The following is a 14,309-nucleotide window of genomic DNA, read 5'->3' as shown; positions in this document are numbered from 1 at the left end:
AATTAACGGTAAAATTTGGAAACTGTATGTTAAAAAGAGCCAGTATTTGAGGGATTTGGATGTTTTAAGCAAACAAATGGTAACCTATTCTGTTATCTGGGCCGATGTTTTACCAAACCGGCGTTCCCGGCCCTGGTAGTCGATCAGGGCTTCGTAGAGGTTCTTTTTACGGAAATCGGGCCACCGAACGTCTGTAAAATAGAGCTCTGCATAAGCCAGCTGGTACAGCAAAAAGTTGCTGATCCGGTGCTCCCCGCTGGTGCGGATCATCAGCTCCGGGTCCGGGAAACCACTGGTACAAAGGTATTTCTGTAATACATCCTGATCGATCGCCTCCAGGCTGAGCTTTCCGCTCTTTACTTCGCAGGCGATAGTTTTTACCGCATTCAGCAGCTCCCAGCGCCCGCTGTAGCTCAGTGCCATGATAAGATTCAGCCCCGTATTGCCGGCCGTCATTTCCAGCGCTTCATTCAGCTCCTGCCGGGCATAATCGGGCAGCATGCTCATGTCCCCGATCACATGCAGTCGTATATTGTTTTTATGCAATACCTCGGCTTCTTTACGGATGGTGGATACCAGCAGCTCCATCAAACCCACGACCTCATACTCCGGCCGGTCCCAGTTTTCCGTGCTGAAAGCATATAAGGTAAGGTACCCGATGCCCAGTTCAGCAGCACCTTCCACAATATCCCGTACACTTTCCACTCCATGGTAATGCCCGAAAAGACGATCCTGGCCCTGCTCCTGGGCCCATCGGCCGTTCCCATCCATAATGATGGCAACATGACGCGGGAGGCGCTCTTTATCTATTTTCCCTGCTAAATCTGACATAGAAGCTGCAAAGTAACGAAGAATCCTTCATAGTATGTGGTCCATAGCTCATAGTTCATAGCTTATGGGTTATAACTTATGGGAAATGCTGTGAACGTCAAATTGGAAATCCCAAATATCAAATAACAAGAACCAAATAAGCACTAAATCCTAAATTCTAAGTCCTAAATTCTAAAATCCAACATCAAATCTCAAATGTCAAACGCCCAGACGTCAAACCATAAACTAAAAACCATGAACCATAAACTATCAACTATATCAGGTTATTTGCGGCCAGGTATTCGGCTATCTGAACGGCATTGGTGGCGGCTCCTTTGCGGAGGTTATCGCTTACCACCCACAGGTTCAGGGTATTGGGCTGCGATTCGTCCCTGCGGATCCTTCCCACGAATACATCATCTTTTTCATGCGCGTCCATCGGCATGGGGTAATGCTGGTTGGCCAGATCATCCGTTACGATCACGCCGGGCGCTGCTTCCAGCAAGCGGCGTACTTCGGCAAGATCAAAATCTCTCTCAAATTCGATATTAACGGCTTCGCTGTGGCCGCCCATTACCGGTATCCGTACCGTAGTGGCAGTTACCCGTATGGATTCATCCCGCATGATCTTTTTGGTCTCGTTCACCATTTTCATTTCTTCCTTGGTGTACCCGTTATCCAGGAACACATCGATCTGGGGGATCACGTTCAGGTCAATGGGATATTTATAAGCCATTTCATAGCTTTCATTGTTTCCGGCAACTTCTTTCAGCCGCTCACCTTTCAGCTGACCCACTGCTTTTACGCCTGTTCCGGTGACACTCTGATAGGTGGATACAACAATACGCAGTGCATTGTATGCTTTATGCAGGGGAGCCAGGGCCACCACCATCTGGATGGTAGAGCAATTGGGGTTAGCGATGATCTTATCATTGCTGGTCAGTACATCGGCATTGATCTCCGGCACCACCAGCGGCACTTTGGGATCCATGCGCCAGGCAGAGGAATTATCCACCACCGTAATGCCTGCAGCCGCAAATTTGGGCGCCCACTCAGTAGAAGTGCCGCCACCGGCGGAAAACAGGGCCACATTTGGTTTTGCAGCAATTGCCTCTTCCATCCCCACTACCTTATATTTGGTGCCTTTAAACTCCACTTCCTTGCCCACGCTTTTTGCTGAAGCAACGGGTATCAGTTCAGCTACGGGAAAATTTCTTTCGGCCAAGACCTGTAACATTTTGGTGCCTACCAAACCTGTGGCGCCTACGACGGCTACTCTCATTGTTGTTTTTACTTGTTTATCGTTAAAAAAAAACCTTCCGCTTTTACGGAAGGCCTGTTAAAAATTTATGTTTCACACACAAAACTACAAACCCTCCGCCGGGGACTGCTTCTTGGTAGTCTTTGTATGTTGCATCATTTCCATTCCAACAAAAATAGACAGAGAATGCCTATCCTCCAAAATAATAAAAAGAATTTTTACGGAATCGTTTTCAGTCCGTTGCCCGGAATGGTTACCGGCTGTTCCTTACCTGTTTTTTACAGGTACGACCTGTTTTTTATTAAAATAGCCGGTTTTGTTAACAAGAACCCACATAATGGTGAACGACGGGATAAAATCAGTTCCGGGAAGTGCTTCTTCAATAAAGTTAAAAAGTCCCCCGGTCATCCCTTTCTTACCACCAAAAGCAAAAGCAAAAACAAGACCCGAAACGGGAGCCCATACCACATCTGCCAGTTCACCCAGCCCGGGAATGGCATAGCTCAGGTAGCCGATCGCATCCATCAGGATACAGAACAACAGTGAAGGCGATTTTTTAGCTGTCATCTTTTTATTTTTATTATAGATTACAAACAGCCCGCCAAAAGTTGTATCCGGTCCCGCCATTCACCGATTTTTCGGGTAGGTTGGCCTGGTGGTCAGACCTGTAAGGTTTTAAAAACTTTACAGGTCTGAGCCCAGTCCCAGCTCTGTTTCAAAACTGGTGAGCTCTTTAAATAATTGAATCCTATTGCTTAACTCCTCTGTTGTAAGTTCCTTCAGGCGGGTATTGCCGAATTTTTCCACGCAGAAGCTGGCCATTGCAGAGCCGGCAATGATGGCTTTTTTCATATTGGTAAAGCTGATATCTCCTGTTTTTGCCAGGTATCCTACAAAACCGCCGGCAAATGTATCGCCTGCACCGGTGGGATCAAATACGTCTTCCAGCGGGAAGGCCGGGGCAAAAAATACCTTATCCTCATAAAACAACAGCGCGCCGTTCTCTCCCTTTTTGATAATCAGGTATTTGGGGCCCATTTCGCGGATCTTTTTAGCTGCCTTTATCAACGAGTACTGATGCGTCAGCTCCCGGGCTTCAGAATCGTTCACCATCAGCAGGTCCACCTTCTGCAATACCTGTTCCAGGTCAGGCATGGCAGACTCCATCCAGAAGTTCATGGTGTCCAGGACGATCAGCTTTGGTTTTTGACGCAGTTGGTTGATAACGCTCATCTGTAAACTGGGCATCAGGTTACCGAGCATCAAAAATTCTGCCCCCTGGTAGCTGTCCGGAACCTTCGGATCAAAATCTTCCAGTACATTCAGGTCGGTAACCAGCGTATCACGGGTGTTCATGTCCTCGTGGTACAATCCTTTCCAGAAAAAGGATTTTTTGTTGGCCACTTTTTCCACTCCTTCCAGCTGTACCCCTCTTGCTGTAAGCGCCTCCAGCTCTTCATCCGGAAAATCATAACCGATGATGGAGATCTGCTGAACGGGCTTTACAAAATAGCTTGCTGCATATGCGGCATAGGTGGCCGAACCACCCACGATTTTATTGGCCTTGCCAAAAGGAGTTTCAATAGCATCAAAGGCCATTGTACCTACTGTTATTACGGACATGAATTCTGTTTTTTGTTAAAAATACGGCTGCAAAGGTAGTAGTTATTCCCCTTAGGCCAGCTGTTAAATAACAGCGCATGCCGTATACCGTTTGCCCCTGGACAGGAGCGGATTATAAAATTACTTGTAAATATTTTGTATAAAAAGCATAGTTTTGAGACATGGCCACCACAACACGTAAACGATCCTCAAAAAAGGAAGAGATCCTTAAAACGGCTGCCCGGATGTTCAGAGAAAAGGGCTATGCCGGTACTTCCATGCGCGATCTTGCTGAAAAAATAGGCATTGAAGCTGCCAGCCTTTACAATCACATTCATTCCAAAAGCGAAATCTTAGAGGAAATTATTTTTTCGATCGCCCGTGACTGCCGGGAGCAACTGGACAATATGGATCCTGCGGGCACTGCTCTTCAGAAAATCGAGTCCCTGATCCGTTTTCATACAAAAATGATGATCGATCATTTTGAATCCTATTCGGTGATGGTGAGCGAATGGATGCACCTGGACGAAGAAAAACTGGGTGAATTTGTAAGCGAGCGCCGCCGTTATGTAAAAAAAATAGAATCCATCGTACAGCAGGGAATTGATAACAAAGAATTCAAAGAAGTACTCCCTTACGTGGTGGTACTGAACATCCTTTCATCGGTACGCGGCCTGGAGTTCTGGCAAAAAAGCGCCAAAACACACAGCGCAGAACTAATGGAAGAAAATATGGTGCACCACCTGATCGGGGGGCTGAAGCTCTAAGCGGCGCTGATCGATCAGCCGGAAATCTGGATTAACCCTGTTTTTGTATTCAGATCATTCAGTGTGCCGTATGTAAACATGAACGACTTTTCCTTTCCAGCTTTCAACAGCCGTTGATTATTTTACCGCAGATCTATTGCCCGCATTTCACTACACAACTTTCCGATGGCAGCTCCGGAACTAAAGAAGGGGCAACAGCTTTATCCCTCAACAGAAAGATCCGCATTCATCTTAAAAAAAACAGTGTCTTCACTTTTTAAAACGGCATTAACCGTTACCAAATCGCTACCCGGTTGTTGATAATCCACCATAACGGTCAGCTCAGGTGTTCTCCGGGGATCTACCATAGACAGGAATTTACATTGCGCGGCATTGTTCAGAAATAGTTTTTTGCCGGTCGCTTCTTCGGTAAGCTCTTTTACCAGCTGCATCATGCAGACACCCGGCAATACCGGCTGACCGGGAAAATGGCCTTCAAAGATCCGGTGGGCTGTGTTGAGCAGGATCGAGGCCTGCACCCTACCGGCGGCGTTTCCGAAAGAAGCGATGGTGTAAAGATCATTCTTCAGCATTGTCGTATATTCTTTTTAATTCGATCGTAAAATTAAAATTACTGTGCCGGATCACCACGGTTTCCGGAACCCCGCCCTGCAGCACACCGCTGGTGGCTTCCACCACTTTCTTCTTCGTATCGCCCCGTTCCATCCGGAGCAGGCGGGTGCATCCGGCATCCGTGATATAATAATATCGATCCTTACCATTCCGGAATGTATAATAATATTCCTCCTGTTTTTTAAAAACCGTTGCTGTGGCAGCATTCAGCCGGTTCATCAATACCAGCTCAAAATCCTTACGCAGGGTTTTCCGGACGGCTTCCTTATCCATTTTTGAGATAATGGAATGCACCCTGAACCCTCCACCGGCCGTAAATTCAAAATCAAAAAAAGTGAAGCCGGCTTCATTGGTGAACACAATGCGGGTGGTACTGTCCGGCATTTGTTTCACCAGCAGGATACCGCTGAGATGGTTCCCCGCCACATCCACCGAGGTCCGGTACAGGGCCCTCCGGATCTGCGGCCGGTACCGTTCGATACAATGCACATCCCCTTCCGATTTTTGCAGCTGTTTGTAAGCTACAGGAGCACAACCCGCCAGGAAAAGCAGCAGGCTAACGAAGGGTAAAAAGCGCATCCGGCAGGGATTTATTTAATTGTTGATTGGAATAACTGATGGTTGTATTATCTCCCCGGGTATCCACCAGCTGCACCTGGCTGACCACAAAACCGGATTTTTGCAGCACCACTTTCACCGATTTAAAAAGCGATTTCATCTCTTTGGTGACCGGTGTCATATCTGCAAGATAGGTAGTTCCGTTTTCCAGCAGCTTTACAGAAAAATTGGGATTGTCAAAAACCGTTCCCTTGATGCAGTCCATCATCAGCTGGTTTACCTGCTGGAATAATTTGCTGGACCCTGCCGATGTCCGGTTGGTCTTCTGCCCGTCCTTAATACTTACCTTATTCCCGTTGATGACCATGATGTACGAATACGGACTGGTGTACTCCATCCGTACCAGGTTGTTCTTTCTAAAGTAGAATTTGCCTTTGGAGCTCACTTTCTCGGAAAGCATACTCAGGCTTTTTACCTGTGTAAAATCGCTGGAAATGCTGCTGACCTTCTGCGCCGCAGCGCTGAACTGGCTTTTTACTGCGGCAGGGTTGGCTACTGCTTTATACTGCGAAAAGCCGGAAACCGTGATACCGGTAAAAATCAATAATAAAAACAGTTTATGCATAGGGGTGCAAATTTATTAATTTATCCAGGGGTACCACTTCATACCCCTGCTCTTTAACATATTCTAAAAAACGGGGAAGTATCTGCACGGTAGCATGACTGGTGTCGTGAAACAAAAAAACCGCTCCCGGGCTCAGTCCCTTTTTCACCTTTGTCAATAATTTTTCTTCATCCCTGATCATCGTATCCAGCGAACGCACATTCCATCCCACAGCGGTATATCCCATGGCCTGCGCGGCCTTCCTTACATTGGGATTGGTGACGCCATAAGGAGGACGGAACCATTTCATCTGCTTCCCGGTTATATGATGCACTAGCACCTGCATCTGTTGCAACTCGGCCTGCATTCTTTTTGCGGAATGCATATCAAACCAGAAATCGTGATAATAAGAATGATTACCGATGATGTGTCCGCCGGCAATCATCTGCCGCAGCAGTTCTTCATGTTCCGCCACCCTGTAGCCGATGCAGAAGAACGTGGCAGGCGCCTGCTTTTCTTTTAAGATCGCTAATACTTCGGGGGTATATTTTTCAAGCGGTCCATCGTCAAAGCTGATGGAGATCTGCTTCCTGTCCGTTTTTCCCCGGCAGATCACCGGCATATAAAAACCGGAGCCGATGTAGAAGCTGCCATAGAAAAGCAGCAGGGTGTATGCAGAAAACCAGATAAAATATCCATACCAGGGCCAGTTGAGCCTTACCTGAAGATACACCAGTACGGCAAGCAGCAGGAGGAAAGCAACCGTGGTATTTCTGAACGTTAACATGCAGACAATAAGTAAAGCGATGGATAATGCTGCTTGTAATTATTGTAGATCAGGATCCTTTGGGGTGCAAGCCCTTCCAACCCGGGAACAATACCTTTGCTCAGGGCATGTGCTGCCAGCCAGAGCGCGAAGCCGGAGGCCGTCGGATATTCCCCGCAGAATTGTTTGTATGTAATGCAATTTGTTCCGGCAAAAACCGATTGTTTCAGCGCCGCATAATGGCGATCTGTAGCTGCATCGCCATTGTCACCGGTGATTACCAGGTCAGCCGGACCCAGCGATACCTGGTTGGTTTTCAGAAAGTCACCAATGAGCACAGCGATATCCGCAGCCGGTTTATAAAAAGTTTGCAGGGCATCCAGTCTGGCCAGCGCATCCGGCTGGTGGTTTTTTGTGAGTACAAAAAAAGCCGCACCCTCGCCCGCCATGGTGCCTTTTGTGTTGCTTCCGATCAGTGTTGCCGTATCTCCGTCCTTTTTATAGTGCCCGAACCGGTTCAGGATCGTATGGCTTTTTTCAATGATCTCATCAACCCCTCCTGCAAGCACGGTCCCGGCTTCGCCTTCCGCCATCAGTCCTATCCCATCCAGTAACGCCGCCTCAAAGGAAGAACCCCGGTGCACATAAGTGTTATTGTAGTGATGGCATTTCAGCATCAACGCGATCTGTGCGCCTACCGTATTGTGGGTAGACTGTATAAACGCGGTAGGAGACAGCAGCTCCTCGTTGAACTCGACCATACGGGTCAGGAACTGGTCCGTATCTGCCAGGCAACCGTAAGCCGTTCCGGTGATAATGGCATCCGTTAGGGGATTTCCCGCTGCGCGCAGGCATTCCGTCGCAGCTGCCGCACCCATTTTTATAATGCGGCTCATCCTCCGGATCAGTTTGGGATCAATATACGCGGAATAGTCCGGCTCCCGGCAAGCCAGCCGGTCACCCTGGTATTGTGCGGGGTGCTTCAGCAATGCATCAAACGTTTCCTGGGGCGATATTGCCCAGGCGGCCCGGATATATACCTGGCCCGTTCCGCTTTGCGGCATTGTTATAACATCCGCTGTATTTTTATTCTCCGACATTCAGGTTTATTAAATCGAGCTGCAGCTCTAAAGGTCAAAACTAATGTATTTCATGAAGAATCAGCGTGTATTGACCCGCCTCGTTCCAATACCCAGGCAGGGGTTTTTCCATTTCTTGTTTTTCATTTTTTATATCTTCGCACTTACCGGCAGCAGAAGGGGTTGTGTTTATTTTTCCTGCCGGGAATGACCTCCTTTGAGCCCGGCTCCAATCAGAAACCAACCATTCATTATCTTGTATGCGAACTTGCAACATAAAAAGAATTAGTGCCACATTGCTGGTTGTTATTACCAGTCTGCATATTTCTCTTGCGCAAAAGGCGGCAAATTATGAGGAGGCAAAAGTTCCGGCTTATGTATTACCGGAACTAATGCAGACCGCCAATGGCACTGCAGTTACCCGTATTGATCAATGGGAGAAACAACGCCGGCCCGAATTGCTGGAGCTTTTTTCCGGAAAAGTGTATGGACGGACGCCGTCAGAAAAGATCGATGTAACATACGAGCTGCTTCAGGAAGATAAAAAGGCGCTTTCCGGAAAAGCCACCAGCCGGCAGGTACGGCTGACCTTTTCCAATGGAAAAAAACAGGTCAATGCGCTGCTCCTTTTATACCTGCCCAACAGCGCCAAAGGGCCGGTACCGGTATTTATTGGTTACAATTTTAAAGGCAATCACAGTCTTACAACCGATACTTCCATCCGTTATTCCTATAACTTTCCGCTGGTACGGAAGCCCGGGCATCCCGACTGGCAGCGAGGCTGTCAATCGGGTCGATGGCCGGTGGAGCTGATCATCGATAGCGGGTATGCATTGGCAACCATGTGTTATCATGATATTTTTCCTGATGCTCCGGGATTAAAAGACCACAGCATCGTATCCTTATTTTCCGGTTATAAAACAGGGCCGGACCGGCCGGATGAATGGCAGGCCATCGGCGCCTGGGCCTGGGGATCGAGTCGTATTGCCGACTACCTGGAAACTGTGAAGGAAATTGACAAACAGGCCCTGATGATCATGGGCCATTCCCGGCAGGGAAAAGCAGCATTGTGGGCGGGGGCACAGGATAAAAGATTCCGGATCGTTATCTCAAACGATTCTGGGGCAGGAGGCGCAGCACTATCGAAACGGATATTCGGCGAAACAATTGATATCGTAACCGCCATCAAACCTGCCTGGTTCTGCCCGGCATTCGATCAGTTCAAAAATAATGAGCAGCTCCTGCCCTTTGATCAGCATGAGTTGCTCGCCCTCATGGCTCCAAGACCGGTTTACGTGGCAAGCGCGCAGGAAGATCTGTGGGCAGATCCGAAGGGGGAGTACCTGGCGGCCTATTACGCCGGGCCCGCTTACGCCTTGTATGGGCTGACAGGATTGCCATCAAAAGAACCGCCGGCGGTAAACCAGCCGGTGATGCGGGATGTCGGCTACCATATCCGCACCGGCAAGCATGATGTTACCAATTTCGACTGGACCGCATTCATCCGGTTTGCCGGCATGCACTTAAAAAGAGACGGGAAACATTAACCGATCCGGCCGCAGGCATACGCCTCAGGAATTTTTACTGAACACGAGCGAACTGCAGTTTCCGCCAAAACCAAATGAATTGGATAATACATGGCGGATGACTTTGCGCTCCTGTTGGGAAGTGGCTTTAAAAGGCAGGTCTTTTATCGGTGTCTGCAGCCGCAGGTTGGGAAACACGATCCCTTCTTTTATTGCCAGAACGGAATAAACGGCTTCGATGGCACCGCTGGCGCCCAGGGTATGTCCGGTAAAAGACTTGGTAGAGCTCATCGGGGGATAGGGATCTTTGAACAACGCCGCAATGGCGGCACCTTCCGAGCTGTCATTGTTATTGGTTCCGGTACCATGCAGGTTAATATAGTCGATATCCGAAGGTTGCAATCCGGCTTTTTTAAGCGCCCCTTCCATTGCCAGCAGGTTCCCCTTCCCCTCCGGGGAGGAGGCTGTCTGGTGATGCGCGTCATTGGCATTTGCCCAGCCATTGATAATGCAATCCGGTTTTTTCTCAAGACCGGCGGCAACCCGCGCCGATACCAGCACCAGGTAGCCCGCGCCCTCTCCCAGGTTCAGTCCGCGCCGGTTTTCATCAAAGGGCTGGCAGTATTCCTGGTCCAGGATCATCAGGGTATTGAACCCGTTTAAAGTAAACCGGGTCAATGCGTCCGTACCACCCGCCACCACTACATCCAGTGTTCCCTGACGGATCAGACGCGCCGCCAGAAAAATACTGTTGGCAGAAGAAGAGCAGGCCGTGCTGATGGTAGTCACAAAATCTTTGATGCCCAACGCATCCGCCACGATCTCGGTAACCGCACCACATTCATGATTCACCACCATTTGCAGATCGCCCGCAGCCTCATCCTGAAGAAATTCCGGGAAAAAATCTTCGGTTTTATCCATCCCGCCTACCGAATTGGCTGAAATAAATCCTGTACGCCATTCCGAAAGATCGATCCCTGCACTGGCAACAGCTTCGCGGGCAGCCACCGCGCTGAGCAGGGCGGTGCGGCTTACGGCAACAGGAAGTCCGGCAAGGGCTGCCAGTTCTTCGTTGGATCGTTTTACTTCTGCTACAGGAAGCGTTTCCTTATGAACAGACTGTAACCGCTGCATGGTTTGTATCCCGGCCTGCCCGGATGTTAATGCCGCCAGGTTTTCTGTCACGTTATTCCCGATCGCAGAAATAACCCCTGTTCCCGCTATGTAAACTGAATTTTTCAAAACAATGCCGTTTAGCCTGCCCCGGGGGCAGTTATCATTTTTTAATGAGCCGCATTCTGGTGATCCAGGATATAGTCTGCCATTGTACTTACCGAGCGGAACACATCCTGTCCTTCTTCGGCATTCTTTAATTTAATCTGGTATTCCTGCTGTAATAGTACGATCAGCTCCAGCGCATCGATGGAGTCCAGTCCCAATCCTTCCACAAACAGCGGATCGTGATCGCCGATATCCTCCGGTTTTTTATCATCCAGTTTCAGTTGCCGGATGATCTGTTCTTTTAACCGGGTTATTAATTCTTGTTTATTTTCCATAATCTTTATTGTAAATACCGTTTAAGTTTTCTGTGGTAAAGGCAGCACCCGCCGCCGCTCCGGCCTCCACCAGGAACAGGCAAACATCCAGTCGATCCCCTATCGCATCGATCCAGCCGCAGATGCAGGTCTTCAGCAGGTTGCGCTGCATCAGGTCCGTCACGTACCAGTGCATCCAGTCCGCATCAAAAGTTTCAGATACAAAAAAGGCATTCTCTCCTTTAAATTTATAACGGATGCTTATCTCCCCGATAACAATATTCGGCAACGTGTACACAAATAACGCGGGACTCGGATACTCTTTTGATGCCTCCAGGTATTGCACATCCGCCTCAATGCTTGCATTCCGGTTGCTGAATACCAGGCCCGTGGTTTCCGGCCGGGCGGCCGCGAGATCCATACTACCCTTCAACAGCGCATCCACTGCAACTGTTCCCGCCTTGCTGAGCAGGTCCATCTTATAGAACCGGGGATAATCGACCCCCAGTCCTTCATAGGCCTCCTTTAAGAAAACACCTCCCTTTTCATTGTTCCTGAAAACAACGGTATCATCTTTAACAATGATCCCATTGCGCAAAACAACTGCTGCTGTTATATTATTGCTGCCCTGACCCAACTCCTTAGCTACTTGCTGTCCCTGAAGCCATTGTTAATATACTCGATGCTGTCTCTTAACTTGATCGTTTTTGCCAGCTTGTGCAAAGCGGTATCATGTTCTTTTACATAAGGATTATCTGTATCCCATACATATCCGGCCAGTACGGAACAGATCATCTTCTTGATATCAGGATTCTGGTCCTTCGCAAAGAAAATAGTGTGCAGAGTGGTATCGTACCAGCCCATCACATAGCTGCGGAAGGTATTCACTCCCTGCATCATCTCTTCTGTATATTCTTTATCCCAATCGACAGCTTCCCCTTTTAAATGCCGCACTACCAGCTTACCGGCGATCTGGCTCGACACCGTGGCCAGGGTCACACCCGAAGAAAAAACAGGATCCAGGAATTCTGTCACATTACCGGTGAGCACAAACCCATTTCCGTAGAATTTTTCTGTGGTGCTGGACCAGGACTGTAATATCTTGGGCTCCCATAAAAATTCAACATCTTTCATCCGCTCTGCGATATAAGGTTCATCGGCAATCACCGCACGCAGCTGCTCCTCCGGTGTTCCGGTATATTTTTCAAAGAAAGCAGGATCGCCCACAAATCCGACAGAAGTAACGCCGGTTGCAAAAGGGATGACCCATACCCAGATATCCGGTTTGTGCACGATCACCGTAATACGATCGGGCTCATCATCCATCTGCCGGTTCACGTCATTAATATGAACAAACAATGCCTTGCGTGGAGAAAGATTGGACGGCTTGTCTAACCCGAACAATCGCGGTATCACCCGCCCGTAGCCGCTTCCATCGATAATAAAGCGGGCTTCTATCTTTTTTTCGTTCCCGTTCGCATCAGTTACGGTGGTTATGGAAGAACCATCTTCCCGGAATTCAATGCCCGTTACAGTTGTTTCATATTCAATAGGCACTCCCTGCGCTTCCAGCCCGTCGGCAAGTGCCTGGTCAAAATCGGCACGGGTCACCTGGTAAGCATGATCCCAGCCATCGGTAAACTGGTCGGCAAAAGAATAATCACAAATAACGCCATCACGTACAAACTTCGCACCCGTTTTCCGCTGAAAACCCATCTTCAGCACGCTTTCCAGCAGTCCGGCCTCTTCCAGGGCTTCCATACATCGGGGCAGCAAACTTTCTCCTATCACAAACCGCGGAAATTTCATTTTTTCCACCACCCTGACCTTGTAACCTGCTTTATTTACGATGGCTCCGGCTACGGTACCGGCAGGACCGGCCCCGATCACAAGCACATCTGTTTGTTCTGTTTGCATATTTTTATCTGAGTTTTTAATTATCCGTTTTCGATTCCGGATATACTGCCGGTTCAGTAGTGCTGCTGCTTTGTTTTCAATTCAGCGCATCCATCCTATTCAGCGGCCAAAGTTAGCGCAAGGCACAGACCTGCTAAAGTTTTTATTTTCGCTTTCTGCATTTCAGCAGGGTATGACTGAGCCCGATGCCATCGATCTGCTCCACGATATCAAAACCCGCTTTGTCCACACAGGCTTTAAATACCCTTGAGTCATACATCTGGCTGTTACCATTGGCGATAGCCGTAAAATAGATCGACAATTGCTGGATGCAGAAGGCGGAGGTCTCGAACCGTTGTGTATCCCAGAACGCTTCCAGTATCAGCACCAGTCCATCATCATCAATGGCTCCGGCACAACGTTTCAGGATCGATACGATCTCATCCTCTGAAAAGCAATCCAGGAACTGGCTCATCCAGATGGCGTCAAACGATTTGCCCGTAGCCGGACTGGCTTTGGGGAAAGGAATGTTTTCATCCAGGATATTGCAGGGATAAAAAGAAACCTTATCGATAAGCCCCAGCTCTTCGATCCGCTTCTTTGCCATCTCTGCCTGACCGGGGAGATCCATAATGGTTACATGGATGTCTTCCCCATGTGTTGCTGAAGCAGAAGCCCATTTGCCGGTATTGCCGCCAATATCCAGAAGCGTTTTTATATTTTCAGAATACACCTGTTTGATCACTTCGGGAAAGGCGATGTCAGAAAAAAAGTGATCGTATTCAAACCAGCTTTTCTGGATTTCAGGAGGCAGCTGGGACAATCCTTCATATACTGTTGACCACTGGCCCAGTTCGCGCAGCCCTGCAGGTTTGCCGGTTTCTATGGCCTCTTCCAGGTGAAACATCCCTTTATAACATACATCCTGTACAAAATTCATATTCACATTGGTAAGGGGATCGTGTAAAATAAAATAGCCTGTTTTTGTAAGTACAAACTTTTCATCTTCCGTATACCGTACCAGGTGCATACCCAACCCTGCCTCAAGCAATACGCGGGCAGCATAAACCGAAAGCCCCGTTTCTTCACACACATCCTTTATGGAAGCTCCGGTGGTACGCGCCTCTTCAATTACCTTTAGAATATTCTTATCACGCAATACCCTCGCTACCTGGAAAACAATTGGTCCATGCGCAATGATCTGTGCCAGATGTTTTGCCTCCATGGCCGTTTTCTGGTCTTTCTTGTAGAAATCTAACATCGATCTTTCTTTTATTTTAATTTTTAGGGTCA

The 14,309-nt window shown here is 48.4% G+C and carries 16 protein-coding genes; 2 read left to right on the top strand and 14 right to left on the bottom strand.

The window, feature by feature from the left end; translation table 11 throughout:
• Positions 1-84 precede the first annotated feature (84 nt).
• From K7B07_RS13065 to K7B07_RS13050, 4 genes are all read right to left on the bottom strand, one after another.
• Positions 85-831 carry an isoprenyl transferase gene (locus tag K7B07_RS13065; protein WP_223710276.1) on the bottom strand — a complete coding sequence of 249 codons (747 nt, stop codon included), beginning with the start codon at positions 829-831 and terminating at the stop codon, positions 85-87.
• Positions 832-1,084: 253 nt separating this feature from the next.
• The gene (locus K7B07_RS13060) at positions 1,085-2,092 is read right to left on the bottom strand and encodes an aspartate-semialdehyde dehydrogenase (RefSeq protein WP_223710274.1); all 1,008 of its coding nucleotides are present in this window, start codon (positions 2,090-2,092) and stop codon (positions 1,085-1,087) included.
• 246 nt (positions 2,093-2,338) lie between these two features.
• Positions 2,339-2,638, bottom strand: a complete 300-nt coding sequence (locus tag K7B07_RS13055) for a hypothetical protein (protein WP_223710272.1) — start codon at positions 2,636-2,638, stop codon at positions 2,339-2,341.
• 117 nt (positions 2,639-2,755) lie between these two features.
• Entirely contained in the window at positions 2,756-3,694 is a 939-nt protein-coding gene (locus K7B07_RS13050) for a PfkB family carbohydrate kinase (RefSeq protein ID WP_223710270.1), read from the bottom strand.
• A gap of 161 nt (positions 3,695-3,855) precedes the next feature.
• On the opposite strand from K7B07_RS13050, the gene K7B07_RS13045 reads away from it, so the two are divergent.
• A complete protein-coding gene (locus K7B07_RS13045) occupies positions 3,856-4,440 on the top strand; it encodes a TetR/AcrR family transcriptional regulator (RefSeq protein WP_223710268.1) in 585 nt (194 codons plus the stop codon).
• A 200-nt stretch (positions 4,441-4,640) separates the two neighbouring features.
• Here K7B07_RS13045 and K7B07_RS13040 read toward each other — a convergent pair whose 3' ends face one another.
• Genes K7B07_RS13040 through K7B07_RS13020 form a run of 5 tightly spaced genes read right to left on the bottom strand, consistent with a single transcriptional unit; the run spans position 4,641 to position 8,080 of the window.
• Positions 4,641-5,012, bottom strand: a complete 372-nt coding sequence (locus K7B07_RS13040) for an ApeI family dehydratase (protein ID WP_223710266.1) — start codon at positions 5,010-5,012, stop codon at positions 4,641-4,643.
• Positions 4,999-5,631 (bottom strand): flexirubin biosynthesis protein LolB2, encoded by a 633-nt coding sequence (gene lolB2 / locus K7B07_RS13035; RefSeq protein WP_223710264.1) that lies wholly within the window; start codon positions 5,629-5,631, stop codon positions 4,999-5,001. The genes K7B07_RS13040 and lolB2 overlap by 14 nt, the downstream gene beginning before the upstream one ends.
• Positions 5,609-6,235: a flexirubin biosynthesis/transport protein LolA2 gene (lolA2, locus tag K7B07_RS13030; protein ID WP_223710262.1), complete on the bottom strand. Its 627-nt coding sequence runs from the start codon at positions 6,233-6,235 to the stop codon at positions 5,609-5,611. Before lolA2 ends, lolB2 begins: the two co-directional genes overlap by 23 nt.
• Positions 6,228-7,001: a polysaccharide deacetylase family protein gene (locus K7B07_RS13025; RefSeq protein ID WP_223710261.1), complete on the bottom strand. Its 774-nt coding sequence runs from the start codon at positions 6,999-7,001 to the stop codon at positions 6,228-6,230. The genes lolA2 and K7B07_RS13025 overlap by 8 nt, the downstream gene beginning before the upstream one ends.
• Positions 6,995-8,080 (bottom strand): beta-ketoacyl synthase N-terminal-like domain-containing protein, encoded by a 1,086-nt coding sequence (locus K7B07_RS13020; RefSeq protein WP_223710259.1) that lies wholly within the window; start codon positions 8,078-8,080, stop codon positions 6,995-6,997. The genes K7B07_RS13025 and K7B07_RS13020 overlap by 7 nt, the downstream gene beginning before the upstream one ends.
• Positions 8,081-8,319: 239 nt before the next feature.
• Between K7B07_RS13020 and K7B07_RS13015 the strand changes: the two genes are divergently transcribed.
• Positions 8,320-9,606, top strand: a complete 1,287-nt coding sequence (locus K7B07_RS13015) for a glucuronyl esterase domain-containing protein (protein ID WP_223710257.1) — start codon at positions 8,320-8,322, stop codon at positions 9,604-9,606.
• Between the two features lie 24 nt (positions 9,607-9,630).
• Here the strand turns inward: K7B07_RS13015 and K7B07_RS13010 are convergent, their stop codons facing one another.
• The 5 genes from K7B07_RS13010 to K7B07_RS12990 all read right to left on the bottom strand — a co-directional run bounded on the left by K7B07_RS13010 (position 9,631) and on the right by K7B07_RS12990 (position 14,277).
• A complete protein-coding gene (locus tag K7B07_RS13010) occupies positions 9,631-10,827 on the bottom strand; it encodes a beta-ketoacyl-[acyl-carrier-protein] synthase family protein (protein WP_223710255.1) in 1,197 nt (398 codons plus the stop codon).
• Between the two features lie 41 nt (positions 10,828-10,868).
• Positions 10,869-11,141, bottom strand: a complete 273-nt coding sequence (locus tag K7B07_RS13005; protein ID WP_223710254.1) for a phosphopantetheine-binding protein — start codon at positions 11,139-11,141, stop codon at positions 10,869-10,871.
• Positions 11,131-11,718 carry a hypothetical protein gene (locus K7B07_RS13000; RefSeq protein ID WP_223710252.1) on the bottom strand — a complete coding sequence of 196 codons (588 nt, stop codon included), beginning with the start codon at positions 11,716-11,718 and terminating at the stop codon, positions 11,131-11,133. The genes K7B07_RS13005 and K7B07_RS13000 overlap by 11 nt, the downstream gene beginning before the upstream one ends.
• A gap of 47 nt (positions 11,719-11,765) precedes the next feature.
• Positions 11,766-13,037 carry an NAD(P)/FAD-dependent oxidoreductase gene (locus K7B07_RS12995; RefSeq protein WP_223710251.1) on the bottom strand — a complete coding sequence of 424 codons (1,272 nt, stop codon included), beginning with the start codon at positions 13,035-13,037 and terminating at the stop codon, positions 11,766-11,768.
• A gap of 142 nt (positions 13,038-13,179) precedes the next feature.
• Positions 13,180-14,277 carry a class I SAM-dependent methyltransferase gene (locus K7B07_RS12990; RefSeq protein ID WP_223710249.1) on the bottom strand — a complete coding sequence of 366 codons (1,098 nt, stop codon included), beginning with the start codon at positions 14,275-14,277 and terminating at the stop codon, positions 13,180-13,182.
• Positions 14,278-14,309: the final 32 nt, after the last annotated feature.

The organism is Niabella beijingensis, assembly GCF_020034665.1.
GTDB classification, from domain to species: Bacteria; Bacteroidota; Bacteroidia; order Chitinophagales; family Chitinophagaceae; genus Niabella; species Niabella beijingensis.
This window is presented reverse-complemented; position numbering and strand designations above follow the sequence as displayed.